Annotated in this window: 24 protein-coding genes; 9 read left to right on the forward strand and 15 right to left on the reverse strand. The window is 70.0% G+C overall.

Going from position 1 to position 25498, the window contains the following annotated elements; all coding sequences use genetic code 11:
• Positions 1-77 precede the first annotated feature (77 nt).
• The 5 genes from ABD156_RS18605 (at position 78) to ABD156_RS18625 (ending at position 5722) form a co-directional block, all read left to right on the forward strand.
• A complete protein-coding gene (locus ABD156_RS18605) occupies positions 78-1058 on the forward strand; it encodes a threonine ammonia-lyase (RefSeq protein WP_344274635.1) in 981 nt (326 codons plus the stop codon).
• Between the two features lie 205 nt (positions 1059-1263).
• Complete coding sequence (locus ABD156_RS18610; RefSeq protein ID WP_344274639.1) at positions 1264-1710, forward strand: CBS domain-containing protein; 447 nt, start codon at positions 1264-1266, stop codon at positions 1708-1710.
• Between the two features lie 31 nt (positions 1711-1741).
• Positions 1742-3031, forward strand: a complete 1290-nt coding sequence (locus ABD156_RS18615) for an ArsB/NhaD family transporter (protein WP_344274642.1) — start codon at positions 1742-1744, stop codon at positions 3029-3031.
• Between the two features lie 111 nt (positions 3032-3142).
• Positions 3143-4912 carry a chloride channel protein gene (locus tag ABD156_RS18620; protein ID WP_344274645.1) on the forward strand — a complete coding sequence of 590 codons (1770 nt, stop codon included), beginning with the start codon at positions 3143-3145 and terminating at the stop codon, positions 4910-4912.
• A 156-nt stretch (positions 4913-5068) separates the two neighbouring features.
• Entirely contained in the window at positions 5069-5722 is a 654-nt protein-coding gene (locus tag ABD156_RS18625) for a cutinase family protein (RefSeq protein WP_344274648.1), read from the forward strand.
• Positions 5723-5845: 123 nt separating this feature from the next.
• Here ABD156_RS18625 and ABD156_RS18630 read toward each other — a convergent pair whose 3' ends face one another.
• From ABD156_RS18630 to ABD156_RS18640, 3 genes are read right to left on the reverse strand one after another with little or no spacing between them, the layout of a single operon-like run.
• On the reverse strand, positions 5846-7588 hold the full coding sequence (locus tag ABD156_RS18630) for an FAD-dependent monooxygenase (RefSeq protein ID WP_344274651.1): 1743 nt from the start codon (positions 7586-7588) through the stop codon (positions 5846-5848).
• Between the two features lie 58 nt (positions 7589-7646).
• Complete coding sequence (locus ABD156_RS18635) at positions 7647-8570, reverse strand: VOC family protein (RefSeq protein WP_344274654.1); 924 nt, start codon at positions 8568-8570, stop codon at positions 7647-7649.
• A 15-nt stretch (positions 8571-8585) separates the two neighbouring features.
• Positions 8586-9437, reverse strand: a complete 852-nt coding sequence (locus tag ABD156_RS18640; protein ID WP_344274657.1) for a fumarylacetoacetate hydrolase family protein — start codon at positions 9435-9437, stop codon at positions 8586-8588.
• Positions 9438-9551: 114 nt separating this feature from the next.
• Between ABD156_RS18640 and ABD156_RS18645 the strand changes: the two genes are divergently transcribed.
• On the forward strand, positions 9552-10232 hold the full coding sequence (locus ABD156_RS18645; RefSeq protein WP_344274660.1) for a GntR family transcriptional regulator: 681 nt from the start codon (positions 9552-9554) through the stop codon (positions 10230-10232).
• Positions 10233-10276: 44 nt separating this feature from the next.
• Here the strand turns inward: ABD156_RS18645 and ABD156_RS18650 are convergent, their stop codons facing one another.
• Positions 10277-11284: a 2Fe-2S iron-sulfur cluster-binding protein gene (locus ABD156_RS18650; RefSeq protein ID WP_344274662.1), complete on the reverse strand. Its 1008-nt coding sequence runs from the start codon at positions 11282-11284 to the stop codon at positions 10277-10279.
• Between the two features lies 1 nt (position 11285).
• Positions 11286-12515: a cytochrome P450 gene (locus tag ABD156_RS18655; protein ID WP_344274665.1), complete on the reverse strand. Its 1230-nt coding sequence runs from the start codon at positions 12513-12515 to the stop codon at positions 11286-11288.
• Positions 12516-12651: 136 nt separating this feature from the next.
• On the opposite strand from ABD156_RS18655, the gene ABD156_RS18660 reads away from it, so the two are divergent.
• Complete coding sequence (locus ABD156_RS18660; RefSeq protein WP_344274668.1) at positions 12652-13581, forward strand: AraC family transcriptional regulator; 930 nt, start codon at positions 12652-12654, stop codon at positions 13579-13581.
• A gap of 46 nt (positions 13582-13627) precedes the next feature.
• Here ABD156_RS18660 and ABD156_RS18665 read toward each other — a convergent pair whose 3' ends face one another.
• From ABD156_RS18665 to ABD156_RS18680, 4 genes are read right to left on the reverse strand one after another with little or no spacing between them, the layout of a single operon-like run.
• The gene (locus ABD156_RS18665) at positions 13628-13912 is read right to left on the reverse strand and encodes an FAD-binding protein (protein WP_344277599.1); all 285 of its coding nucleotides are present in this window, start codon (positions 13910-13912) and stop codon (positions 13628-13630) included.
• Positions 13909-14205: a DUF1905 domain-containing protein gene (locus ABD156_RS18670; protein ID WP_344274671.1), complete on the reverse strand. Its 297-nt coding sequence runs from the start codon at positions 14203-14205 to the stop codon at positions 13909-13911. The genes ABD156_RS18665 and ABD156_RS18670 overlap by 4 nt, the downstream gene beginning before the upstream one ends.
• 4 nt (positions 14206-14209) lie before the next feature.
• On the reverse strand, positions 14210-15646 hold the full coding sequence (locus ABD156_RS18675) for a sensor histidine kinase (protein ID WP_344274674.1): 1437 nt from the start codon (positions 15644-15646) through the stop codon (positions 14210-14212).
• On the reverse strand, positions 15643-16323 hold the full coding sequence (locus ABD156_RS18680) for a response regulator (protein ID WP_344274677.1): 681 nt from the start codon (positions 16321-16323) through the stop codon (positions 15643-15645). The genes ABD156_RS18675 and ABD156_RS18680 overlap by 4 nt, the downstream gene beginning before the upstream one ends.
• A gap of 244 nt (positions 16324-16567) precedes the next feature.
• Here ABD156_RS18680 and ABD156_RS18685 point away from each other — a divergent pair, with 244 nt between their 5' ends.
• Positions 16568-17083 (forward strand): DUF4232 domain-containing protein, encoded by a 516-nt coding sequence (locus tag ABD156_RS18685; protein WP_344274680.1) that lies wholly within the window; start codon positions 16568-16570, stop codon positions 17081-17083.
• 42 nt (positions 17084-17125) lie between these two features.
• Here ABD156_RS18685 and ABD156_RS18690 read toward each other — a convergent pair whose 3' ends face one another.
• Genes ABD156_RS18690 through ABD156_RS18715 form a run of 6 tightly spaced genes read right to left on the reverse strand, consistent with a single transcriptional unit; the run spans position 17126 to position 24435 of the window.
• Positions 17126-17809 carry a class II aldolase/adducin family protein gene (locus ABD156_RS18690; RefSeq protein ID WP_344274683.1) on the reverse strand — a complete coding sequence of 228 codons (684 nt, stop codon included), beginning with the start codon at positions 17807-17809 and terminating at the stop codon, positions 17126-17128.
• Positions 17806-18567 (reverse strand): SDR family NAD(P)-dependent oxidoreductase, encoded by a 762-nt coding sequence (locus ABD156_RS18695; protein WP_344274686.1) that lies wholly within the window; start codon positions 18565-18567, stop codon positions 17806-17808. Before ABD156_RS18695 ends, ABD156_RS18690 begins: the two co-directional genes overlap by 4 nt.
• Entirely contained in the window at positions 18564-18848 is a 285-nt protein-coding gene (locus tag ABD156_RS18700) for an acetone carboxylase subunit gamma (RefSeq protein WP_344274689.1), read from the reverse strand. The genes ABD156_RS18695 and ABD156_RS18700 overlap by 4 nt, the downstream gene beginning before the upstream one ends.
• The gene (locus ABD156_RS18705) at positions 18845-20818 is read right to left on the reverse strand and encodes a hydantoinase B/oxoprolinase family protein (protein ID WP_344274692.1); all 1974 of its coding nucleotides are present in this window, start codon (positions 20816-20818) and stop codon (positions 18845-18847) included. Before ABD156_RS18705 ends, ABD156_RS18700 begins: the two co-directional genes overlap by 4 nt.
• On the reverse strand, positions 20818-22929 hold the full coding sequence (locus tag ABD156_RS18710; RefSeq protein ID WP_344274695.1) for a hydantoinase/oxoprolinase family protein: 2112 nt from the start codon (positions 22927-22929) through the stop codon (positions 20818-20820). The genes ABD156_RS18705 and ABD156_RS18710 overlap by 1 nt, the downstream gene beginning before the upstream one ends.
• A 24-nt stretch (positions 22930-22953) precedes the next feature.
• Positions 22954-24435 (reverse strand): aldehyde dehydrogenase family protein, encoded by a 1482-nt coding sequence (locus ABD156_RS18715; protein ID WP_344274698.1) that lies wholly within the window; start codon positions 24433-24435, stop codon positions 22954-22956.
• Positions 24436-24618: 183 nt separating this feature from the next.
• Between ABD156_RS18715 and ABD156_RS18720 the strand changes: the two genes are divergently transcribed.
• Complete coding sequence (locus ABD156_RS18720; RefSeq protein WP_344274702.1) at positions 24619-25410, forward strand: IclR family transcriptional regulator; 792 nt, start codon at positions 24619-24621, stop codon at positions 25408-25410.
• Positions 25411-25498: the final 88 nt, after the last annotated feature.

A 25498-nucleotide genomic window follows, 5' to 3' on the forward strand; every position in this document is an offset into this window, starting at 1 on the left:
TGATTCAGTCTGCCTCGACACGGCGGCAACGGCTCGACCGCGTCCGTCACCACGTTGCGGCGGCTACGCTGCGCCTCGTGCAGGAGACGCGTCTCGACCTCGCTCGGATCCGGGCGGCCCGCCGGATGATCGACCCGGTTTTCCTCGACACTCCGCTGTATCGCTGCGAGGCGCTGGAACCCGGCCTCGGCTGCGCGGTGAGCGTCAAACTCGAAACGGCGAACCCAGTCCGCAGCTTCAAGGCGCGCGGCACCGAGGTGATCGCCAGTTCGCTAGCCGACACTCGCTCGCCGGCCGTCGTGTGCGCCAGCGCGGGCAACCTCGGTCAAGCTCTCGCCTGGTCCGGTCGCGGCCGGGGGATCGACGTCACCGTCGTGGCCTCTCGCTTCGCGCCCGCGGTCAAGCTCGATCGCATCCGCGCGCTGGAGGCCAAGTTAGAGCTGGTGGACGGCGACATCGAGGAGGCTCGCGAGCGAGCGGTCGCGATCGCGCGGCACGACGGCATCCGGCTGGTCGAAGACAGCCTGGACCTCGAGACCTGCGAGGGCGCGGGGACGATCGGCCTGGAACTGGTGGCGACGGAGCCCGCATTCGACGCCGTCCTGATCGCGTTGGGCGGCGGGGCGATGGCCACCGGGATCGGTGAGGTGCTCAAGGCTTGTGCGCCCGAGGTCGAGGTGATCTGCGTCCAGCCGCTGGGGGCACCGGCGATGACTCGCTCCTGGCGCGAGCGGCGCGTCGTCACGACCGACTCGACCGACACCATCGCCGACGGCGTCGCCGGACGCCGGCCCATTCCGGCAGTCCTGGACGACCTGCTCGTGGTCGCGGACGACGCCGTCCTGGTCCAGGAGGCGTCGATCATCGCCGGGATGCGGCTGCTTCTCGACCGCGCTGGCCTGGTCGTCGAGCCGTCCGCCGCGCTCGGCATCGCGGCGATCCTCGAAGATCGCGAGCGCTTCGCCGGACGGCACGTGGCCACCGTCGTCTGCGGCAGCAATGTCGACCCGGCCGCCTATCAGCGTTGGGTCGGTGCAGCTCCCCAACAGCGACCCTGACGACCGCCCGGTTTGCCCCGGGCCGATCTTTGCGGCATCTTTACGCTTGGTGTGCCGGGAAGTCTGGTCGGCCGGTCCGTGCCCAGCCGGGCGGCGGGCGGTCCGGTCGACCCGAGGAGTCCGATGGCACTGATGCCGGTGTTAGGCGTGAGGAAAGAATTGGTGCGTTCCGGCGGAGCCGCCCGACCCGCCGTAGCCTGGGGGCATGCGCGCGGCGGAGCTGGCCGAGGAGTTCCCGGTCGTGGACCTCGATTCGGACGCGCTGGCGGCCGCGCGCCTGCTGGCCGAGCACCGGTTGCCCGGGCTGGTGGTGACGGAAGCGTCCGGGTGCCCGCATTCGGTGCTGCCCGCCTCCGACGTCGTGCAGTTCCTGGTTCCTCCGTACGTCCGCGACGATCCGTCGCTGGCCGGGGTGCTCAGCGAGTCGATGGCGGACCGCGTCGCGGACAAACTCGCCGGGCGGACGGTGCGCGAGCTGCTGCCCGCCGAACCGCGCGAGCTGCCGAGGGTGGACGCGGACGACACGCTCGTGGAGGTCGCCGCGACGATGGCCCGGCTGCGGTGCCCGCTCGTGGCGGTCATGCGGGACCGGACGCTGCTCGGCGTGGTGTCCGCGTCGCGGCTGCTGGAGCACGCGCTGACGCCTCGCTGATCCAGGCCGCGCCGATCCGGGCGGTCCGCCGGTGAGCACGGTGATCGCGGTCGTCGTGTTCGTGGTGGCCTACGTTTTCATCGCGACCGAGAAGATCCCGAAGATGACCGCCGCGCTGGCCGGGGCGGGAGTGGTGCTCGCGACCGGGGTGAGCGGATCGGCCGACGCGTTCTTCTCCGAGGACACCGGCGTCGACTGGAACGTGCTGTTCCTGCTCCTCGGCATGATGATCATCGTCGGAATCCTGCGCCGGACCGGGGTGTTCGAGTTCGTCGCGATCTGGGCGGCCAAGCGCGCGAAGGGGTCGCCGCTGCGGATCATGCTGCTGCTGGTGCTGATCACCGCGGTCGCCTCGGCGTTCCTGGACAACGTGACCACGGTGCTGCTGATCGCCCCGGTGACGCTGCTGGTGTGCGACCGGCTCGACATCAGCCCGGTCCCGTTCCTGATCGCCGAGGTCCTCGCCTCCAACATCGGCGGCACCGCGACCCTGATCGGCGACCCGCCGAACATCATCATCGGCAGCCGCGCGGGCTTGGCGTTCAACGACTTCCTGCTCAACCTGACGCCGATCGTCGCGATCGAACTCGTCGTGCTGGGGCTGGTGCTGCCGTGGCTGTTCCGCGGTTCGTTCACTGTCGACCCGCGCCGGGTCGACGACATCATGGCGCTCAACGAACGCGAAGCGATCCGGCAGCCCAAGCTGCTGGTGAAGTCCGGCGCCGTGCTGCTGCTGGTGTTCGCCGGATTCGTGCTGCATTCGGTGGTGCGTCTGGACCCGTCGGTGGTCGCGCTGCTCGGCGCGGGTCTGCTCGTGCTGCTCTCGGGCACGCCGCCGAAGCAGTACCTGGACGGCGTCGAATGGGAAACCCTGCTGTTCTTCGCCGGGCTGTTCATCATGATCGGAGCGCTGGTCAAAACCGGCGTGATCGACTGGCTCGCGAAACTCGCCGCAGGCGCCACCGGCGGGAACGCGCTGCTGGCGGTCTTCCTGATCCTCGGGGTGTCCGCGCTGCTGTCCGGCGTGATCGACAACATCCCTTACGTGGCAACGATGAGCCCATTGGTTCTGGCGCTCACCCACGACATCCCGGACCCCGCGCACTCCGAAGCGCTGTGGTGGTCCCTCGCACTCGGTGCCGACTTCGGCGGCAACATGACAGCGGTCGGGGCGAGCGCGAACGTCGTTGTGCTCGGGCTCGCCGCCCGGGCGGGCTCGCCGATCTCGTTCTGGGAATTTACCAAGAAGGGCGCGGTCGTCACGCTGATCACGGTGCTCGTCGCCGCGCCGTACCTGTGGCTGCGCTACTTCGTGTTCTGACCCCCGATGGTGCGTAAAACGGACGAAAACCCTGATAGGGCTTGAAAAAGCGCAACCAGGTGTGAGCGATCCCGCAACCATGTCCGTGCACAATTGTTGCATACTGCATCAATGTCGTCGGGTGAGAATGCGGGGAAACGCGGGCTGGTCGTGCCGGCGCGCCGGCAGGTGGGCCGGTGGGTGCGGGAGAGCCGGACCGGGCTGGTCGGGCTGGCGGTGCTGATCGGCGCGGGCGCGGGGCTGGGCGCGGTGGTGTTCCGCTGGCTGATCACGTCGTTCACGCACGTGTTCTCCGGGCACGCGGACTATTCGGACGCCGGGCGGGCGGCGCATTCGTGGTTCCCGGCGCTCGGACCGTGGTTCCTGCTGCTCGCTCCGGCGCTGGCGGGCCTGATTTACGGGCCGCTCGTGCACCGGTTCGCCCCGGAGGCGCGCGGGCACGGGGTGCCGGAGGTGATGTACGCCGTCGCCGAGCGGGGCGGGCGGATTCCGGTGCAGGTGAGCGTGGTGAAGGCGCTGGCGTCGGCGTTGACGATCGGGTCCGGCGGTTCGGTAGGCCGGGAGGGGCCGATCGTGCAGATCGGCTCCGCTTTGGGGTCGGCGCTGGGCCGGGCGGCGCGGCTGCCGGAATCGCGGCTGCGGGTGCTGGTGGCGTGCGGCGCGGCAGGCGGGATCGCGGCGACGTTCAATGCGCCGCTGGCCGGTCCGTTCTTCGCGATGGAGCTGATCCTGCGGGATTTCGCCGCCGAGTCGTTCGGGGCGGTGGTGCTCGCGAGCGTGACGGCGAGCGTTGTCGGACGCGCGGTGCTGGGGAACGCGCCGTTCCTGGACCTGCCGCCGTTCACGCTGCGGAACCCGGTGGAGTACCTGCTGTTCGTGGCGCTGGGCCTGGTCGTCGGCGCGTGCGGGGTGCTGTTCACCCGGGTGCTGTACTGGATCGAGGACCTGTGCGACCGCCTGTGGCGCGGTCCGGAATGGCTGCGCCCGGCCGTCGGCGGGGTATTCCTCGGCGGATTGCTGCTCGCGCTGCCGCAGATGTACGGGGTGGGTTATCCCGTGCTGCAGAACGCGGTCGAAGGCAAGTACGTCTTCGGGTTCCTGCTGGTGCTCATGGCCGGGAAGATCGTCGCGACCAGCCTGACGATCGGCATCGGCGGGTCCGGCGGGGTGTTCGCGCCGTCGCTGTTCATCGGCGCGATGGCCGGGACCGCGTTCGGGATCGCGGTGCACGCGTGGTTTCCGTCGGCGACGGCCTCGCCGGGTGTGTACGGGCTGATCGGGATGGGCGCGGCGTTCGCGGGTTCGGCGCGGGCCCCGATCACGGCGGTGATCGTGCTGTTCGAGCTGACCGGGCAGTACTCGGTGATCCTGCCGATGCTGACCGCCATCGTGATCGCGACCGCCGTGAGCCGCGCCTTGAGCCGGGACACGATCTACACGCTGAAGCTTCGCCGCCGCGGCATCGATCTGGACAACCACCCCTCCGGGCGGCGATTGGCGGGCACGAAGGTCTCCGCGGTCACCGAACCGCTGCCGGAGCCGTTGCGCGAGGACCTGCCGCTGGAACTGGCCGCGCACGCACTCGCGCTGTCCGGGCACGGAATCCTGCCGGTGATCGACGAGGACGGCCGGTACCAGGGCTGCGTCACCGCCCGCGCGGTCGCCGAGGCGGTGGCCGAGGACCATGTCGGCCAGGTCGGAGACCTCGCCGAGCTGCCGCCGCTGGTGACCGGCGACTCCACGCTCGCCGATGCGCTCGACGCGTTGGGCCAGGCTCCGGGAACCGGTCTTCCGGTGCTGACCGGGACCGACGAGCTGACCGGGTGGGTCACCCATCAGTCGGTGCTGAGCGCCCTGGAGCCTGCCGCGGCCAGCCGATGAGCGTGCCCGGGCTGAAAGCCTTGGTCACGCACTGAGCGAACCGGACCGGTCGCCGATGACCGGTTCTCGACCTGGCCTTTCCCCCTTTCCCGCCGTCATCCTCGGACCGCTTGGACCCGCGGCGAATTCGGCCGCACACCGAACGGAGAGGGTGGAATGAGGAAGAAAAACATCGCGGCTCTGCTGACAGGTCTGCTCGCGATAACCGGTCTGTCGGTCTGGACCGGACCGGCCGCGCAGGCCGCCACGGCGCCTTGCGACGGGACGTACTCGATCGCGGTCGGCGGGTGGCGGAGCCATTGGTGGGACGACCGCTTCTTCAACGTCACGCAGCACGTCGGCTATCCGACGGACATCCCCAACGGCGCCAGCACCCAGGCCGGAGTCAACGAGCTGAACCGATTGGTCCGCGAACAACGCGCGGCGTGCCCGGGGCAGCACGTCAAGATGATGGGCTACTCCATGGGCGCCGCGGTGGTGCACGTCTGGGTCACCACGAACTGGATGTCGTTCGACAACGTCAACGCCATCCTCGTCGCCGATCCCAAGCGGCAAGGACCTCCGGGAGCCGACGGCGGAACCGGCGTGTTCGGCCCCGCGGTCGGAGCGCCGCTCGCCGGGGTCGACCGGTTCTTCGGCAACGTGCCGGTCAAATCGATCTGCACGGTGGACTACGTCTGCGACACCTCCGCCAACCCGCTGGGGTACCCGGCCGACCACATCAACCACTACGACGTCGATTTCGACGGCAACCACCACAACGACAGCGCCAATGAGCAGTGGTACAACGGCGTCTGGATGCCCTGGTAAGCAGGACGGTTCCCCCGGCGGTGCGTCGGGGGAACCGCTGCCGGGATTCTGCCGGACCGCGCAGTTTCCTCGCGTCAGGCCGAGCGCCAGCGTTCGCCGACGGCTTCCTTGCGCGCTTTCGGCTCAGCGAGCCAGCACCTGGCGGAGGACCTCGCGCAGCACTCCGGCCGGATCGTCGGCGAGGCCCGCGCTGCGCCAGGCGACGTGATGGTCCGGACGGACGAGCAGGCAGCCGCGTTCGCTGATCTCGCGGACGCGTTCCCAATCGCCCAGCGGGTCGGTGTAGTCGCAGCCGAGGCCGATCTGCCGGGCGGCGAGGTCAAGCCCGAATTCGGTGGCCAGCTTGCCCGCCGCGTCCAGCCAGTCCTGGCCGCCGATGCCGGTGAGCACGGTGAACCGGCCGTGGCCGGTGATGTCCACAGTGGACACCGGGGTTCCGGCGTGTTCGAGCCACGCGTGCGGCAGCCGGGCTCCGGGATGGGTGGTGGCCTGGTAGTACAGCTCCGCGTCGCGGGCGGGGATCGGCCAGGGCGCGCCGTCGGACGCGACCGCGGCCGAGGCGTAGCGCTGGCCGAGTTCGACGCCGTGCGCGTTGAACTGGTAGTTCTGTAGTTCGACGGCCGCGCGCAGTTCGGCGCGGCGGGCCTGGCCTTCCGGGGTGTCCGCGGCGAGGCCGGCGAGACTGCGCCAGCCCTCTTCGGTGCTTTGGCCGGGCCGGAAGCCGAACGCCTGCGAAATCGGCCGCATGTCCTCGACGCTGCGCATCGCGCGATCGACCACCTGCTTGCCGACCGGCTGCCGTTCCGCGTCGTAGGTGTCCAGCAACGCTTCCCCGGCCTCGCCGCGCACCACGGACGCGAGCTTCCACGCCAGATTGAACGCGTCCTGCACCGAGGTGTTGGTGCCGAGCCCGTTCGCGGGCGGATGCCGGTGCGCGGCGTCCCCGGCCAGGAACACCCGGCCGCGCCGGTACGAGCGGGCGACCAGATGGTTGATCTGCCATTCGCTGACAGCCTTGATCCGGACCTCGACGTCCGGGTCGCCGATGATGGTCGACGCTCGCTCGCGAACAGCGTCCGGGGACAGGTCGGGCGCGCCTTCGGCTGGGTCGTACATGAAGAGCATGACCCATTCGGTCCACGGCTTGACGCAGATGAACGTGCCCGAGCCGACCCAGTAGTCGTTGCCCGGCTGGCACATCCAGTAGAGCGTCCCGGGCCGGTGCGCGGTGTAGCGGGCGAGATCGGCCTCCAGCCACACATTCGCGGCGCGGCCGAGCCCGGACTCACCGTCGAACTCGAAGCCGAGCTGGTCGGCCACGGTGCTGCGGCCGCCGTCCGCGCCGATCACATATCGCGCGACGATTTCCTGCTCAGCACCGGTTTCCCGGTCGAGCACCACCGCGTGGACGGCGTCCGGCGTCTGCGAGATGCGCACCAGTTCGGTCGAGAACCGGAGGTCGGCGCCGTGCCGCTCGGCCCCGGCGCGCAGCACTGGCTCCAGGATGTGCTGCGGGATATTGCACATCGCGCTGGGGCTGGCGGCGGCGTAGTCGGCGTGCCGTGCGGTGCCGCTGCCCCAGGTTTTGAGCCGGGCCAGTTCCTGTCCGGCGAAGCTGGTGGCCCAGACGTTGTCGCCCATCAGCTCGTTGGGCACCGCGACGTCCCGCACCGCGTCCTCGATGCCGAGGTCGCGGAAGACTTCCATGGTGCGCTGATTGGTGATGTGGGCCCGCGGAGAGTGCGCGGTGCCCGGGTATTTGGTGATCGTGACGGCACGCACGCCCTGCGCGGCGAGCAGCGCGGACGCGGTCAGGCCGGCGGGACCGGCTCCGACTACCAGTACATCGGTTTCGCAAGCGGGCATGACGGATCAACCTCCTGGGCCGCGCCCAGTCAGCGGGAATGAGGGGGAGTGGGCCGGGTCAGCCGGCCTGGTGCGCGCCGGTCATCAGCGCGGCGAGATCGTCGGGGTGCAGGAACGACGGCGGGGGAGGCGGGCCCCAGTTGAACAGCCCTTTGGCACCATCGAGGGTCTCCGGCGTCCAGAGCTGGTCGTCGAGGATGCTGTCCATGTCGGAGTAGTACTCGGAGAAGTTGCCCGCGGGATCCTTGAGGTACCAGAAGAAATTGGACCCGGCGTGGTGGCGCCCGAGGCCCCACACGTGCCGTTCGGGGTGGTCCTCGAGCATCGCGGTCGCGCCGCGGCCAACCTCGTCGACGTCCTCGACCTGCCACGACGTGTGGTGCAGGAACGCGACCGGCGCGGCGAGCGCGAGCACGTTGTGGTGGTCGGTCGAGCAGCGCATGAACGCGCCGTGCCCCTTTATCGCGTCGCTGGTCTTGAATCCCAGCCCGGCGGTGAAGAACTGGATGGTGCGCTCGTGGTCGGGGGAGCCGACGACGACGTGGCCGAGCTTGCGCGGCCGCACCGGGCCGGAGCGCAGCACACCGGGCGCCCGCGTGTTCGAGCGCTCCAGCCGGCCGGGCCCGTTGTACGGCGTGGGCGGCTCGGGATCCTGGTGCAGCCGTTCGGCGATCCGGACGACCACCTGGAACCCGGTGACCGGTTCGCGGGTGAACAGCGTGTCGCCGGCGATCTCCGCCGGAATGTCCAAAGAGGACAGCTGGCGGCGGATGCGGGCGAGGTCGTCCGGGTGGTCGGCGCCGATGCTCAGCTCCATCAGCTGGCGTCGCGGGGAGTGGACGATCTTCAGCTGACGGCCGCCGTCGCGGGTGCTGAACCAGCCGTCGGCGTCCTCGGAGAGCCCGAAGTCCCGGTAGTAGCGGGCGGTCGCGGCGACGTCGGGCACGCCGACGACGAGCGAGTTCAACCGGTGCAATCCCATTGTCCAGCCCTTTCGCTAAGCGGCGACCATCCGCTGCCGCAGTTCGCCGATGCCGTGGACGTAGCTGACGAGCTGGTCGCCCGCCTTGAGGTAGCGCTGCGGCGTGCGGCCCATGCCGACGCCGGACGGGGTGCCGGTGAAGATGACGTCGCCGGGCAGCAGCGGCGTCACCGCGGACAGCCGGGCGATCAGCGACGGCACCGAGAACACCATCTGCGAGGTGCGGCCCTTCTGCACCTGCTCGCCGTTGACGAGCGCGCCGAGTTCGAGGTCGTCGCGATCCGGCAGCTCGTCCGGCGTCACGACCACCGGGCCGAGCGGGCCGAAACCGGGGTAGGACTTGGCGAGGCTGAACTGCGGGGCGGGACCGGCCAGCTGCAGCAGCCGTTCGGAGATGTCCTGTCCGACGGTCAGCCCGGCGACGTAGTCCCAAGCTTGTTCCTCGGCGACCCGTTCGGCGCGCTTGCCGACGATCGCGACGAGTTCGACCTCCCAGTCGACGTTTCCGCCGTCCGGGATCACGACGTCGCCGTACGGGCCGGTGAGGCAGGTCGGGAATTTGGTGAACACCGGCGGCGTCTCGGGCACGGCGAAGGACGATTCGGCCGCGTGGTCGGCGTAGTTGAGGCCGATCGCGAACACCTGGCGCGGCGCCGGGACCGGATTGCCCAGCTGGTCGTCGCGCACCGGCCGTTCGAGCGCGTGTCCCTCGCCGATCGTCGCGGCGAACTCGGCCAGCTCCGCCCAGCGCTCGTAGGCGCCCTGGACGTCCGGGCCGAACCGCCCGCCGCTGGCCTCGGCCGCGTCCACCGCCTTTCCCGGTGCGGTGACCAGGGCCAGTCGTCCGTCCACAGTGGCGACTTTCATGCGGGGCTCCTTCGCGTCCGGCTTCGGTGCCCTCCAGTTGTACTCGCCGAGATTCGAGGAGGCAATGAACTTTCGAAAGTTGCTCTCAGATTCGTATCCGCTACAGTGGACGGCATGGCAGGGGAAACGACGCGTGCCGAGGGCGTCTACCAGCAGCTTCGGGCGGACATCCTGGGCGGCCGGATGATTCCTGGGCAGCGCCTCAAGTTCCCCGAACTGTGCGAGCGGTACTCGACCAGCGTCGGCGCGGCCCGCGAGGCGCTCACCCGGCTCACCGCCGAGGGGCTGGTGAAGACCAGGCCGCACCTCGGCTACACGGTCACGCCGCTGTCGCACGAGGATCTCGCGGACCTGACCAAGGCGCGGCTGGAGATCGAATCGCTGGTGCTGCGGCTGTCGATCCTCGAAGGCGACGTCCAGTGGGAGGCCCGCGCGGTCGCCGCGCACCACCTGCTCGAACGGACCCCGTTCACCGACCCCGCCGACCCGGACCGCCCGGCCGACGCCTGGGTGGCCGCGCACGCCGACTTCCACCTGGCCCTGTTCGACGGCTGCCGCAACCGCAGGCTCGTCGCGACGGCGCGCGGCCTGCGCGAGGAAGCCGAGCTGTACCGGCAGTGGTCAGTCTCCTTCGGGCAGGAAACGGACCGGGATCTCCCGGCCGAGCACAAGGCGATCCTCGAAGCCGCGCTGGCTCGCGACGGGGACCTGGCGGCTGAGCGGCTTCGGGACCACATCGCGCACACGGCGCAGCTGCTGATCAGCTGCGCCGAGGACGAGCCGAACCGGCCGTAGCGGCGGAATTCGTTGCCTGTGCGGGAATTCCGGCCGCCGGTGCGTCAGGACGCGGCCGGGGTGAAGTTCTCCCGGTGGATCATCCGCGGTGCCATCCGGCGGCGTTTGAACGCTTTCACCCCGGCGTCGACCATCGGCGGCGGCCCGCAGAGCCAGCCCGACCAGCCGCGTGCGCTGGGGACGTCTTCGAGGAAGCAGTCAGTCGGAAAACCGGTGCGGTGCGTGCTGTTCTCGGGCTCGTGAGACAGCACTGGCAGGAACGCGAAATCCGGGTTGCTGTCGGCGAGTTCGGCCATCAAGTCGAGGTCGTAGAGGTCGGCTGCGCCGCGAACCCCGTGATACAGCAACACTTTCCGGGCCGGATCCCGGGACAGCGCGGTGCGGGCGAGGCCGATCAGCGGTGCGAGACCAGTGCCGCCGCCGATGAGCACCATCGGGCCGCCGTCGTCCTCCTCGGCGGGTGGCAGGAAGAAATCACCGAGCGGACCGGTGACCTGGACCTGTTCCCCGACGGAGAGATCGGCGAAAATCCACTGCTCGGTCGCCGCGCCGCCGGGGACCAAACGGACGTGCAGTTCCAGGACTTTGTCCTCGTCGGCGGTGTTGACCAGCGAGTACTGGCGGCGCACGCCGGTGCCGGGCACGGTGAGTTCGACGTACTGGCCCGCGTGGAAAGCCAGCGGTTCGGGCAGGCCGAGCCGCAGCCGCCGGGTGTCGCGGGCGATGTCCTGGATTTCGCGGACGGTCGCGGTGAGGTCGCGCAGCGGGTGCGTGGCCCGGCCGCCGCCCGCGGTTTCGATGACGACGTTCGACCGGAGCCGGGCCTGACACGCCAGTGCCAGGCCCGCCGCGCGCTCGTCGTCGGTCAGGGTGTCGGCGGGGGAATCCCGGTGGTCGACGGCGCCCTCGACCACCCGCAGCTTGCAGGTGCCGCAGGTGCCCTGGTTGCAGGAGTTCGGCATCCAGACGCCGGCCCGGAGGAAGGCGTCGAGCATCGGCTGGTCTTGCCCGCACGGCACTTCCCGGCCGCCGACGGTCGCGGTGAAGGACATGTCAGGCCTCCCAGGCGACGTGCAGCGACGTCGGCCCGCGGAAGCCCCAGCCCCAGAACTCCACGTCCGAGGAGGTGTCGCGTTCGAGGTTCGGGATCGACTCGAACAGCTCCTCGAGGGCGATGCGCATGACGTGATTGGCGAAGTAGATCCCGGCGCAGGCGTGGTTTCCGGCGCCGAACGCCAGGTGCGGCAGCGGGGGACGGTGCAGGTCGTAGCGGGTCGGGGCCTCGTAGACGCCGGTGTCGTGGTTGGCCGAACCGTAGGAAAGGATCACCGGAGTGCCCGCGGGCAGGTCGACTCCGGCGACGGTGACCGGCTTGGTCGACATCCTCGCGGTGGCCGACCAGATCGGCGAGGTCCAGCGCATTCCCTCGGAGATCGCGCGGGGGATCAGCGCCGGGTCGTCCACCACCTGCTCGAGCTGATCGGGTTCGCTGAACAGCCCGGTCAGGGTCGAGGCCATGCCGTGGCCCGGTTCCTGCATCGCGCCGAGCAGGTACACGTAGATCGTCGGGTAGATGTATTCGCGGTCGCGGGTCTTGCCGGGCGGCATCCCGTCGTGCAGCCAGTGCGAGATCGCGGTGTCGGCGGGTTCGGCGATCCACCGGTCGATCAGCGGGTCGACGGTCGCCTGGATCTCGGCCTTCGCCTCGTCGCCCTGGACGAACCCCTCCGGGTTGGCGAATTCGCCGTCCTCGGTCATCGCCGCGTTGGTGAAGGACCGGCTCAGTTTCGCGAACCACTCGCGGAGCTTGTCCGAGCTGACGTCGTGCAGCCCGAGCAGATCCCCGAGGGAGCGGACGCTGACCGGTTCGCAGTACTGCGAGACGAGTTCCGCGCGGCCGTCGTTCTCGAACTTCTCGAGGTAGTCCCGCGCGATGGGGCGGACGAGGCCGTCGATCCAGCGGTCGACCTCGACGGGCTGGAGGGCGGGTTCGACCATCGAGCGCAGGTCGGTGTGGATGTCGCCGTTCACCCCGATGATCGCCGGATGGCCGAAAGTCCGGCCGCCCGCCGGGGTGATGACGGCTTCGAAGTCCGGGCTGGTCGCGATCTCGCGGCAGATCTCCGCGGTGGTCGCGACGTATGACCCGAGCACCGGCACGTACGCCAGCGGAGCTTCGCGGCGCAGCCGTTCGTAGGGCTCGTACGGGTTTCGCTCCAGTTGGGCCATGGTGATGTCGCCGATCCAGGAAAGATCTGGGACAGCGGTGGTGTTCGTCGTCATTGACGCGGCCTCCTTCGTGCGGGTTGGACGAGAAGGTAGGTCCGCGCGGCCCGGGCCCACGACACGCGAAGCGCGGATCCGGTACGGATCGCGCGACGAATCCGGCGCGTCGCCGCTGATCAGCTAGCATGCGTCCATGTCCGCACGCCGTGGTGCGGCGCCGCGGGACTGGGAGCGAGTCTCGAAGTCGGTGGCCGACGCCTACTTTCCGCACCAGCTGACGCCGCTGGGCGCCGGCCGCGAACCGCGGCTGACCCTGCGGACGCTGGACCTCGGCCCGGTGCTGATCGGGTACGTCGGATGGGGCGCCGACGTCGAGATCGCCTGCGACTACCCGGCGGCCTACGAGGTCAACCTGCCGTTGACCGGCCACCTCGCCAGCCGCGGCAAGCACGGCCCGGTGACGTCGGTGCCCGGGCAGGCGACGGTCTTCCGGGCCGACACCCCGTCGCTGATCACCCACTGGGACGCGACCTGCACCGTGCTCGGAGTGAAATTCGACCGGGACTGGCTGGACCGCGAGGCCGAGCGGGTGCTCGGCGCCGGGACCGTCCGGGTCGCGCTCCCGGACCAGCTCCGCCTCGAACACGGCCCGGCGCGCGACTGGCGGCACCTCGTCGCGGGCCTGTCGTCCCAGATGCGCGACGGCGCGTTGTTCAGCGACCAGCCGATCGTCCGGGAACAGCTGGCCGGAGCGGTCGCGGCCGGATTCCTTCTCGCCGGTTGCCCGGATTCCGGCCGCGTCCCGGCGCCGCGCCCCCGGGCGATTACCCGCGTGGTCGACGCCGTCCGCGCCGATCCGGCCCGGGCGTGGACGGCTGCGGAGATGGCCGCTGTCGCCGGGACTACGGTGCGGAGGTTGCAGGAGAGTTTCCGGGAGTGGGTCGGCTGCACGCCGACAGAGCACCTCGTCGGGGTTCGGTTGCAGCATGCTCGCGCGGATCTGGAAGCGCATCCGGAGTCGTCCGTGAGCGAGATCGCGGCGCGGTGGGGTTTTTCGAGCGCGAGCCGGTTCGCCGCGGCTTTTCGTCGGAGGTATGGGCGGCCGCCGTCGGAAGCTCGCTGAACCCCGGCGAGTCCTTTGTGGACGACGACGCGGCAGGCGCCCGGGGTCAGGCCAGCGAGCCCGCGCGCCGGCCGAAGACGACACCGGCTGCCAGGCCTGAGCCGCCGGGGTAGTTGCCGGAGAAGAGGCCGCCGAGCATCTCGCCGCATGCGTAGAGGCCGGGGTGTAGTTGCCGGAGCGCCCGCCCAGCATCTCGGCACGCGTAGAGGCCGGGGGAGCGGCCGCAGTTGTCGAGGACCCTTCCGTGCGGGTCGCATTTCAGGCCGCCGAAGGTGAAAGTGATGGCGCAGGGAACTTCCCCGCCGGACCGGATCGGCCACGGCGGCCTCAGATATCGAGGACCGTCACGGTCACCTGCGCGATGTCGCCGGGATCGAGGTTTTCGGCTTTGCGTACCGCGCGTTTGACCGGAAGCACGTAACCGCGCTCGCTGTCCGGGAAGATCGACGTTCGCCAGGTGGTGGCGCCGACCCGGACCAGTACTCGCATCGATCCGAACCCGCGGCGCGGCCCGCCCAGGTCGCGGATTTCGTCCGAGATGTCACCGGGCAGGCTGACGAAGGTCCAGGTGTCGGTCCGCCGGGCGTCCCAGATCCACAGTTCGGCGTCGAAGTGCACTTCCACTCCGTCAGCTTCGCACGCGACACCGACAGTTTCCGGGGCGAGCCGCGCGATCAGGCAGTCGCGACAGGACCGCGTCAGCCGCGCGCTTCGGGGAGTTCCACGACGACCGCGCCCCGCCGCCGGGTCTGGCTTCCGCCCATACCCGGCCGTCGTGGCGGTACACGTGGTCCGCGACGATCGCCAATCCCAGCCCGGTTCCCGAGTCGGGATCGCGGCGTCCGGCGTGCAATCCCCGGGAGAATCGCTCGAAAATCCGCTCCCGGAGTTCGGCGGGCACTCCCTCGCCCGCGTCGTCCACCTCCAGCCGGACGACGCCGTTGCGTGCGTGTGCGGCCACTCGGACCGCGCCACCGCCATAGCGGGCCGCGTTGTCGAGGAGGTTTGCCAGGACTCGGTCGAGGCGGCGGCGGTCGGCGGCTACGAGCAAGGGCTCCGGGGCGAGGTCCAGCGTCGGGTGCGGGGCGGGGCTGCTCGCGACCCCGCTGCGGACAAGCGGGCCGAGGTCGACCAGTTCGCGTTCCTCGCCGTTGTCGGCTTGGTCGACGGCTGCGATTTCCAGCAGGTCGAGCACCATGCCGCGGAACCGGTGGAGTTCGGCCAGCAGGAGCTGCAACGCCTTCTGCGCGGGCGCGGGCATGGCGTCGCGGCGGCGTTCGAGCACTTCCGCGACGGTGGTCATCGTGGTGAGCGGCGAGCGCAGTTCGTGGCTGACGTCGGCGGCGAACCGGGCGTCGCGGCGGACTCGCTGCTCCAGAGCGTCGGCGGTCGAGTTGAAAGTCTCGGCTAGCGGAGCGAGGTCCGGCCCGGCCTGTTCGGGCAGGCGGGCGCGCATGTCGCCGCGTGCGATGCGGGCGGCGGTTTCGGTGAACGCGGCGAGCGGGCGCAGCGCGCGCCGGGCCGCCCAGGCACCGAGGGCGACGCCGAACAGCCCGCACGCCAGGGTGCCCGCGACGAGGATCAGGCGCAGGTTGCGGAAGGTCCGTTCGAGCCCGAGCAGCGGATGAAGCTCGACGTAGAAGCCGGTCGCGGTGGCGAGTGGTTGCGCGACGGCGAGGACCGGGACCCCGTCGGCGGTGAAGCGATCGTGCGCGGGCGCTCCGGGGCGGGCCCGCGACAGCAGGCCGGACGGGAGGGCCTCGGGCCGGACCGGGCGTCCGGCGGTGTGCCAGCCGCCGGGCAGGGACACGAGGATCGTCGAATTCGGTCCGGAGGTGAGGCCGGACAGCAGTTCGCCGAGACCGTCGGTCTGGGTGCGGACCTCGTTGTCGACCAGCCGCGCGTTGATCCGCGAATGCCGGTCGGCGCTCTGCTGGCGCTGGTTGAGCAAATACCCGGTGGCGAGGTGCCAGGTCGCCGCCGACAGCACGCTGACCACCACCAGCAGGCCGAGCCCGAACGCCGCGGAAACCCGGAAGCGCAAAGAAAGCCGGGCCCGGTTCACTGCTGGGGCTTGGCGCGGTAGCCGATGCCCCGGACGGTCAGCACAAGGTGCGGACAGTCCGGATCCGGCTCGACCTTGCGCCGCAACCGCCTGATGTGCACGTCGAGCAGCCGGGTGCCGCCGAAGTAGTCGCGGCCCCAGATCCGGTGCAGCAACTGCTCCCGTGTGACGACCTCGCCCTCGGCGGCGGCCAGCTCGGCCAGCAGTCGGAATTCGGTGCGGGTAAGGCGAATCGGGGAACCGTTGCGCGAAACGGTCTCGTCGTGCGTGCTCAACAGCAGATCGCCGACCTGGAGGCAGCACCGCCGAACCGGCGCGGCTCGCCTGAGCAACGCGCGAACACGGGCCGCCAGCTCACCGGCGACGAGCGGCTTGGTCACGTAGTCGTCCGCACCGGCCTCCAAGCCCGCGATGACGTCCTGGCTGTCGGCGCGCGCGGTGATGACGATGACCGGCAGGTCGCCGCGCACCCGCAGTTCCCGGCAGACGGCGAGCCCGTCCATGCCGGGCAGCATCAGGTCGAGCAGGACCACGTCCACGCTCACCGAGTCCAGCATCGACAACGCGTCCTCGCCGCACGCGGCCTGCGTCACCATGCAGCCCTGGTCCGCGAGAGCAAGCGAAAGCGCTTCGCTGATCAGGGCGTCGTCCTCGACCAGCAAGACTCGCACCGTCATCGGGTCGCCCCTCCGCCACAGAACATGCCCTAGAAATTGTTCCCTATCGCGGCAAGACCGGAGCCGATGCGGATTCCTCCGTGCCCAGCGGCAGACGCCGGGTTTTCAGTGGAGCGAGCTCCTGCTGGCTGATTGCCGGGCCGGGATGCGGTGACTCAAAGAGGGTCCTTGGCCTCTCGGGCGGCCGGGCGGTGCCTTGCCACGATGGAGCAGCAGCGGAATCTCGGACGACGGGAGAACGACAGTGATCTCGGCCCGGTACCTCGTAATCGGCGGCGTCGTGGCCGCACTCGCCGGCACGGTCATCGCGAACCAGTCAGCTTCGGCTCGGACGGCGTCCTGCCGGACCAGCGGATTGCATCTCGCGCTCGGCCGGGGAGAGGGGGCCGCCGGGCATTACTACGTGCCGATCGTCTTCACCAACTCCGGCCGCGGCGCCTGCGCGCTGGGCGGTCATCCCGGGGTTTCCTACGTCGCGGGCCCGGATCGGCACCAGGTGGGCGATGCGGCGGCACGGGAACCCGGCGTGGCGCCGAGGCTGACGTTGGTGCCCGGCCAATCCGCCACGGCGTGGGTCGATCAGGTCGACGTCGACGTTTACGACCCGGCGAGCTGCGCCCCGCGATCGGTCTACGGCTTGCGGGTTTATCCGCCGGGCAACACGGAGTCGGCGATCGTGGCGGAGCCCGGCGCGCGGGCGTGCGCGAAGCACATGCCGGGACAGCGTCCACTGGCTGTCCGGGCGGTTCAAGAACGCTGACGGCTGAAGGTGCGCTGCCCGGCCGGACAGCGCACCTTCAGCTCACGGCAACTGCCGCACCAAGTAGTCCCAGACCGCTTGCACCGCGCGCGGGTGGTAGATGTGTTCGCGCTTGGCGTGCGATTCCTCCGGCGGTGACCAGCTAGGCCAGCCGCCGAAGGACTGTGTCAGCAGCTGCTGCTCACACGCCCGCTCCAGCACCACTGCGGCGACCGTGGCGCTCTCGACCGAATCGCCGACTGCGACGATCCCGTGGTTCACCAGGAAAACCGCCCGGGCATTGCCCAATTCCGCGGCCAGCGACTTGCCCAATTCCGGCGTCAGGATCAGATCAGCGGTTTCCGTATACCGCGGCACCTCGGGCGGCACGAACAGGTTCGCGGCATGGCTCACCGGCCGCAGCTGCTGTCCCGTCGCGGCCAGGGCGACGGCGTGCGGCGCATGGGTGTGCACGACCGCGTTCACGTCCGGCCGCGCGGCGACCACCTCGGTGTGGATCGGGTATTCGCTGTGTCGCGGGCCGCCGCCGGAGACGACCTCGCCGTCGGCGTTGACCAGGTGCACCCGCTCCGGCGTGACCTCCTCCATGCCCCATTCCGCGGACTTGATCCAGACGCCCCGGCCGTCGGCGTCGCGGCACGAGACGTGGCCCCAGATGAGGTCGCCTTGTCCGGCGGCGGCCAGGATCCGGGACGACAGCGCGACGAGTTCCTGGTGCGTGCTCATCGGTGCACCAGCCCGCCGTTGACGCTGAGGGTCTGCCCGGTCAGATAGCCCGCGTCGTCGCTGAGCAGGAACGCTGCCAGGCCGGTCATGTCGTCAGCCCCGGCGGGGCGGTGCAGCGATTGGGCGCGTAGCATGGCCTCGCGTTGTTCCGGCGTCACGGTCTCCCGGGCGACTTCGGTGTACACCGGGCCCGGCGACAAAGTATTGACCCGGATGCCGAATTCGCCGAGTTCGCGCGCCATCGAGAAAGTCATGCCGTGCACGCCGCCCTTGCTGGCCACGTAGTGCAGGTAGCCGGGACGGCCGAGTTGCACCGCGTCGGAGCCGATGTTGACGACACTGGCCGACGGCGACGCCTGCAGCAGCGGAAGCAGCGTCGACACGAGCAGCCACGGGCCGCGGAGGTTGACCGCCATCAGGCGATCCCATTCCTCGTCGGTGATTTCCCAGAACGGTTTCATCTTGATGGTGGAGAAGATCGCGGCGTTGTTGATCAGGCCGTCGACCCGGCCGTGGGCCTCGGCCAATACCGCGGCGAACTCCGCACAGCTGCTACGGCTGGAGACATCGAGGGCGTACGCGCTGGCCTTGCCGGGACCTTCAAAAGAGGCGGCGGTGGCTTGGACGCCCTCGAGGTTGAGGTCCGCGAGCACGACGGTCGCGCCTTCGGAAACCAGACGCCGGGCGTAGGCGGCGCCGATGCCTTGGGCCGCGCCGGTCACGACGACGACCTTTCCGGCGAGTCCGTTGAGGGTCATGTCAGGCTCCAGCTTCGGTAGGAGGGTTCGCCGTCCGGGACGATCTCGGTGGACAGCAGCGTCAGGCAGCCGGGGCAGAAGGCTTGGCGCAGCAGGACTTCCCGGTCGACGAACGCGGCGGGATCGGCGTGGACGCCGGGTCCGGCTTCGGTCGAGGGGCGTGCGTGGCGCAGCGCGTGCGCCATCGGTTCGGCGGTGGTGTCGCCGATCCGCGTCGCGCAGTGCCGGCAGACGACGGTGCCGGTCGCGTCGTCGACGCGGAGGTTGAGGTCGAGGTTCACTGGTGCGCTCCTTCCGGCGGAGTGAGGCCGGCGCGCTCGTACCGCAGCCGGTCGCGTTGTGCCGCAGTGGCCGCGAGGTCGGGTTCGCCGTCAGCCAGCACGACGCCGTACACCGCGACAGCCGCGACAGCGGACACCTTGCCGTTGCGGACATCCGCGGCCACGCGTTCGGGTTCGCGGTGCAGCGGGTCGCCGATTCCGCCGCCGCCTTGCCAATGGGTGAAGTAGACGTCTGCCTCGGCGAGATCGGTTTCCAGGTGTGGCGGAAGGGTGTCCGCCTGGCCGCTCAGGTCGTCGATCGTCTGCGGGATCCGGCCGTTCGCGAGCTGGTCGCGCACGGTGGTGTCGCGGACGAGGACGTCCCATTGCGTGGCGGCGGGATAGCCGCCGGAGATGCCGGGGGCCTGCGGCACCGCCTTGCCGTTGGCCGAGACGACGAGGTGCACGCTGCGGGTGGGGGAGTCGTAGGGGATGAAGCAGCTCGACGCCCCGACGCCGCCGCGCCACCGGCCCGGTCCGCCGGAATCGACCTCCTCGCGCCGCCACAGGTAGAGCATCGGGAAGCTGAACTCGTTGATCTCGATGTCGGCGATCCGGCCCATCGGGATGCAGTTCTCGCCGCCGGTGTCGACGCCGTCCCCGTCGACCTTCGCGCCGAGGCCGCCGGACATCGCGTCGCACAGCATCGTGGCGAAGCCGCCGCCGCGCTGGTCGACTCCGGCGAGCAGGGTGAGATCCCAGGTGCCGCAGCACACGCTCATCGCCGACCGGCTCAGCTCGGCGTGCGTGCTGAGCATCTGCGCGACGGTTTCGGAGACCGCGTTCTGCGTGGACCAGGCCGAGTTGACCGACGCTTTCCCGATGCCCGCCGGGAAGGTGCAGTTGTTGATCGTCCCGGGTTCGCTGACGATCTCGACGCACCGGTAGATCCCGCCGGGCGACCACGAGATGTCCGGGCACAGCATGGTCAGCAGGATCGGCAGGATCCCGCCGCGCAAACCAGCGAGAGTGCAGTTGATGATCCCGTCGACCTGCGGGTCGGTGCCGGTGAAATCGAACGTCAGGGTGTCGTCCTGTTTGGACATCGCGACGACGATCTTGTGGATGTCCCGGTCGCCCGCCCGCGCGCCGTCCTGGTGCGCCACCGCCGACCAGGTTCCGTCCGGCAGCGCACGCAGTTTCGTGCGCAGCTGGGATTCCGCGTCGCCCATCATCTTCTTCATCACGGCCTTGACGGTGTCCGGGCCGTACTTGTCGATGAGCGCGGTCAGCCGGTCCTGCGCGACGTTGTTCGCGCCGATCTTGGCGCGCAGGTCCAGCCCGACCAGCCGCGGCACGCGGGACCGCCGCAGGTACATGTCCTCCATGTCCGAACGCAGCCGGCCGCCTTCGACGATCTTGACCGGCGGGATCGGCAGCGCTTCCCAGAACACGTCGTGGCCTTCGACGGACCAGCTGCCCGGCGATACACCGCCGAGGTCGACCTGGTGCGCGACCGCGCCGGTCCAGCAGAAGAGCTGGCCGTCGTAGAACAGCGGCGCGAGGACGGTGACGTCGTTCTGGTGCAGACCGCCGCCGATCCACGGGTCGTTCAAGAGGAACTGGTCGCCCGGCGCGATTCCCGGGTTTTCGGCGCGATGCTCCAACGTCCAGCGCACCGCCATGTCCAAAGCGGACCCGAGCTGCATGTTGTACAAGCCGACCTGGACGGTTTCGCCGGTCTCGTCCATGATGCCCGCGCCGAAGTCGTTGCAGTCGGTCACGACGACCGAGCCGGACATCCGCTTGATCGCGTCGCCCATGTCGTCGGTGATCGCGACCAGACGGTGCCGGACTACCTCGTAGGTGAGCGCGTCGACGTTCTCGGAGCTGACCCGGTGCAGGTTCAGGTCGCCGAAACGGGCTTCGGGGTCGAGGGGAGCGCCGGACTGGACGAATCGCTCGGATCCGGCGACGGGGATGACGGCCATCAGGAGTGTTCCTTCCGTTCGGGGAAACGGATCACGAGGTTGCCCAGCCGGTCCACCGTGGCCTGGGTGCCCGGCGGCAGGGCGACAGTGGTGGTGGGCGCTTCGACGACGGCCGGGCCGTGAATCTCGTGGCCCGCGCCGAGTGCGCGGTAGTCGTAGATCGCGGCGGGCTGCCGTCCGGCGCGGACGTCGAGCAGGACGTCTCGCTCGCCGCTTGTGGCGGGCGCGCCGGACAACGTGCCGTGCTCGGGCAGTTCCGGCTGGATCTGCAGGATCCCGGTCGCGCGGACGCGGTAGGTGATCAGCTGCAGTCCGGCGTCGGGGAAGCCGGATCCCTTGCCGTACAACGCTTCGTAGCTCGCTTCGAAATCGTGGCCGAGCTGGTCCACCGACTCCTCGGTCAGCTCGCCGCCCGGCACTGGAGTCGCGACTTCGGCGAGTTGCATGGTGTAGCGGATGTCGGCTTCGCGTTCGTAGCTGATCGCGGAGAAGGTCAGGCCTTGTTCGGCCAACCGGCGTTCGAGTTCGCGTTCCAGGCCGGTGAAAACCTCGTTGGCGGTGTCTGCCGCGACCGGCATCGCAACTGGCTGCGACTGTTCGGCTGTCAGCACGATGTCCGAGGCGGCGAGGCCATAAGCGGAGAAGACTGCGGCGGTGGAACCCAGCGGGACCACGACTTCCTTCACGCCGAGGTCGGCCGAGTAGCTCGCGCAGTGCATCGGGCCCGCGCCGCCGAAGGCGTAGAGGGTGAAGTCGCGCGGGTCCTGGCCGGAGTTGACTACGACCTTGCGTACGAGGTCGGCGGTCTGGGCGTTCTGGATCGCGTAGATCGCCGCCGCCGCGTCCTCGACGGACATGCCGAGCGGCGTCGCCACCACCTTGTCGATGGCGTCGCGGGACAGCTGGACGTCCAGTTTCTTGCGCCCGCCGAGGAAATTGTCCGGGTTGATGATGCCGAGGACGAGGTCGGCGTCGGTGACCGTCGGCTCCCAGCCGCCCTCGCCGTAACAGGCGGGGCCGGGACGGGCGCCCGCGCTGCGCGGCCCGACGCGGAGATTGCCGCCCGGGTCTACCCAAGCGATCGCGCCGCCGCCCGCGCCGATGGTGTGCACGTCGACCATCGGCGTGCTGATCGTGTACTGGTTGAGGATCGTGCTCGTGGTGGTCACCGGTTTGCCGTCGACCACCAGTCCGACCAGGAACGTCGTGCCGCCCATGTCGGTGGAGATCACCTTGTCGTGCCCCAGCGACGCGGCCATCCGCGTGCAGCCGACAACGCCGCCGGTGAGCACCGAACCGATAGTGGTGATCGCGTGCGCCGGAGCGTCCGCGGCGGTGACACAACCGCCGGATCCCTGCATCACCAGCAGCGCGCCGGTGAGCCCGCGCGCCCGCAGTTCGGCTTCGAGCGGGCGCAGGTAGCTCCCGAGTCGAGGACCGACCTGGGTGTTCATGATCGTCGTGACATTGCGCGGGTACTCCCGGATGCGCGGGCTGACCTCGCTGGACAGCGCCACGTACACCTCCGGCGCTTCCTCTCGCACGATCTCGCGCACCCGCTGCTCGTGCGCGGGATTGCGGAACGACCACAGGAACGACACCGCGATCGCCTCCGCTCCGTCGGCGAGCAGGCCCCGGACCGCGGTCCGGACACCGTCCTCGTCAAGCGGGACGACGACGCGGCCCTGGTAGTCCACGCGCTCGTCGATCTCGCGGATCCGGTGCCGGGGCACCAAAGACGCGGGTTTCGCGGTGCGGGCCATGTGCTGGATGTCGTCGCTGCCGAGACCGGCGTAGCGGCCTTCGAGGTTCATGATGCTGATCGAGTCCGCGTGCCCGCGGGTGGTGAGGAAGCCGACCTGCGCGACGTCCCCGGTCACCAGCGCGTTCAACGTCGAGGTGGTGCCGTGCACGAGATAATCGGTGCCGGCGAGCAGTTCGCGGACCGGGATGCCGAGTTCCGCGGCGAGCTCGTCGATCGCGGTGAGGAAGCCGGCCGCGAAATCCGGGGGAGTGGACGGGGTTTTGGCCGCGGCGAGCCGGTTGTGCTGGTCGGCGACGAACGCGTCGGTGAACGTTCCGCCGGTGTCGATGCCGATGACGTACGCCATGAGGGCCCCTTTGCCTTCGGATCGTCAGAACATGACGTTGATGGATTTGGTTTCGGTGTAGCTGAGAAGTTCTTCGAGGCTTTCCTCGCGGCCGACGCCGGATCCCTTGACGCCGCCGAAGGGCACGTTGGGGAAATGCCGGGACGAGCCGTTGATCCAGACGAACCCGGCCTCGAACGCGCGGGCGACGCGGTGCGCACGCGTGACGTCGGCGGTCCAGACGCTCGCGGTGAGGCCGTAGTCGACGCTGTTGGCGATGCGGATCGCTTCCTCCTCGTCGGCGAACGGGATAACTGACAGCAGCGGCCCGAACACCTCCTCGCGGGCGATCCGCATGTCCGGGCGCACGCCGGTGAACACCGTCGGGGCCACGAAAAGCCCCTCGTCCACGCCCGCCGGACGACCGCCGCCGGTGGCGACCCGCGCGCCTTCGGAGACCGCGATGTCGATGTAGGACAACGACTTCTCGTACTGCGCCCGGTTGATCATCGTGCCCTGTTCGGTGCGCTCATCGAACGGATCGCCGATCCGGCGCGCCTCGATCAGCTCGACCACGCGGGCGACGAGCGCGTCGTGGACGTCCTGGTGCACAAGGAGCCGCGAGTTCGACCCGCAGGACTGGCCGGACCACGTGAAGTTCATGCCGAACACGGCGCCGGCGGCCGCGGCTTCGAGATCCGCGTCCGGGAACACCACCATTGCGTTCTTGCCGCCGAGTTCGAGGCTGACGTCCTTGACGCCGCTCTCGGCCGCCGCGCGCTGGATGGCGCGCCCAGTGGGTTCGGAGCCGATGAACCCGATCCGCCGCACTTGGCGGTGCCGCACCAGCGCATCGGGCACCGCCGGTCCGTCGCCGACGACCACCGAGAGCACACCGGGCGGGAAGATGTCCTTCGCCAGTTCGGCCAGCCGCAGCGCGGACAGCGGCGCGGCCTCCGGCGGCTTCAGGATCGTCGGATTGCCCGCGACCAGCGGGGCGGCGATCTTGCCCGCGAACATCAGCGGATGGTTGTAGGGCACGATCCTCGCGACAACGCCGACCGGCTCGCGCGTGGTCACGTGCAGGGCGGTGCTGGCGGGGATCGTGGTGCCTTTGAGTTCGAGTGCCTGCCCGGCGAACATGCGCAGCTGCGCCACCGTCACCCCGACGTCGAGGCGCGAGTTCGAGATCGGCGAACCGGCGTCCACCGTGTCGAGCAGAGCCAGTTCTTCGCCGTGGCGCTCGATCGCGTCGGCCAATTCGGCCACCAGCTTCGCCCGCTCTACGGGCAGGGTGTCTCGCCAGACCGCCCGGGCGTCGGCCGCCGCGCGTACGGCCTCGTCGACGTCGTCGGGGCCCGCGTCGGGAACCTCGGCGATCACGGTGCCGGTGTAGGGGGACACCCGGGAGAACGTGGCGCCGGACCGCGCCGGGACGAGCTTGCCGTCGATGAGCAGGCGCCACTCGCGGTCGAGAAGTTCGGCGGCCCGGGTCGGGATTCCCGGGCCGGAATGTGCTTCGAGCATCGTCGCTCCTGCGCTTCCTGAGTCCCGCGGGGACCTGGAGCCCCGCGTGCCGTCGGCTCATGCTAACCCCGCGACCCGGCGCGAAGTCTAGCCTGCGGACTTCAATTCTGTTCTCAAGAAACTGGTCCAACTCTTGTCCTGGAAAACCACCGTAAACGACCTGGTCCAGATACCATGTCTGCTATGCAGACATCCGCTGCCGAGGCCGGTCCCGCGCGGCCCGCTCCCCAGTACCCGATCGAATCCGTGGACCGCGCGCTGCGGCTGCTCCGGATGTTCAGCGCCACGCGAGAACTCCGGCTGTCCGACGCGAGGGACGCGTTGGGCGTGGGCCAGTCGACCGCGCACCGGCTGATGGCGATGCTGGTCCACCACGGGTTCGTCGACCAGGATCCGGCCAGCCGCGTCTATCGCGCCGGGCCCGCGCTGGTCGAGATCGGGCTGTCGGTGGTGAACCAGATGGACCTGCGCGCGGTCGCGCGGCCGGTGCTGCAGTGGCTGTCCGAGACCACCGGCGAGACCGTGCATCTCGGTTCTCTGGAAGGCAATCAGGTGCGCTTTCTCGACGTGATCGAGAGCGACCGGGCGCTGCGGGTGTCCGGCCGGGTAGGGCGCACCTTGCCCGCGCACGCGACGAGCCTCGGCAAGGCGATGCTGGCGCACCTGCCGGACGACCAGATCGCGCAGCGCTACCCGGACGACGTGCTCGGCCAGGTCACCACGAAGACCATGACGAGCCGCAGCGCGCTGCTGGCGGAGATCGAACGGATCCGGCGGCGCGGTTACGCCCTCAACGCGGGCGAAAGCGAGGACGGCGTCAGCTCGATCGGCTGCGCGGTCGCCCGCCCGGACGGTCCGCTGCTGGGCGGGCTGAGCGTCGCGGCCCCGACCGCGCGGATGACGAAAGCCCAGCGGGACGAACACGCGGTCGCGCTGGTGGAGGGCTGCCGGCGGCTGGCGGGGAAGCTGGTCTGACCGGGTACATCCGCGCGGTGGACCAGGTGCTGCTCGACGCTAATGACGAAGCGCGTCGCCGCGGCAGCAACGCCGGGCGGCTGCTCCG

The sequence above is a fragment of the Amycolatopsis albidoflavus genome (genome assembly GCF_039525725.1).
In the GTDB taxonomy this organism is placed as follows: Bacteria; Actinomycetota; Actinomycetes; order Mycobacteriales; family Pseudonocardiaceae; genus Amycolatopsis; species Amycolatopsis albidoflava.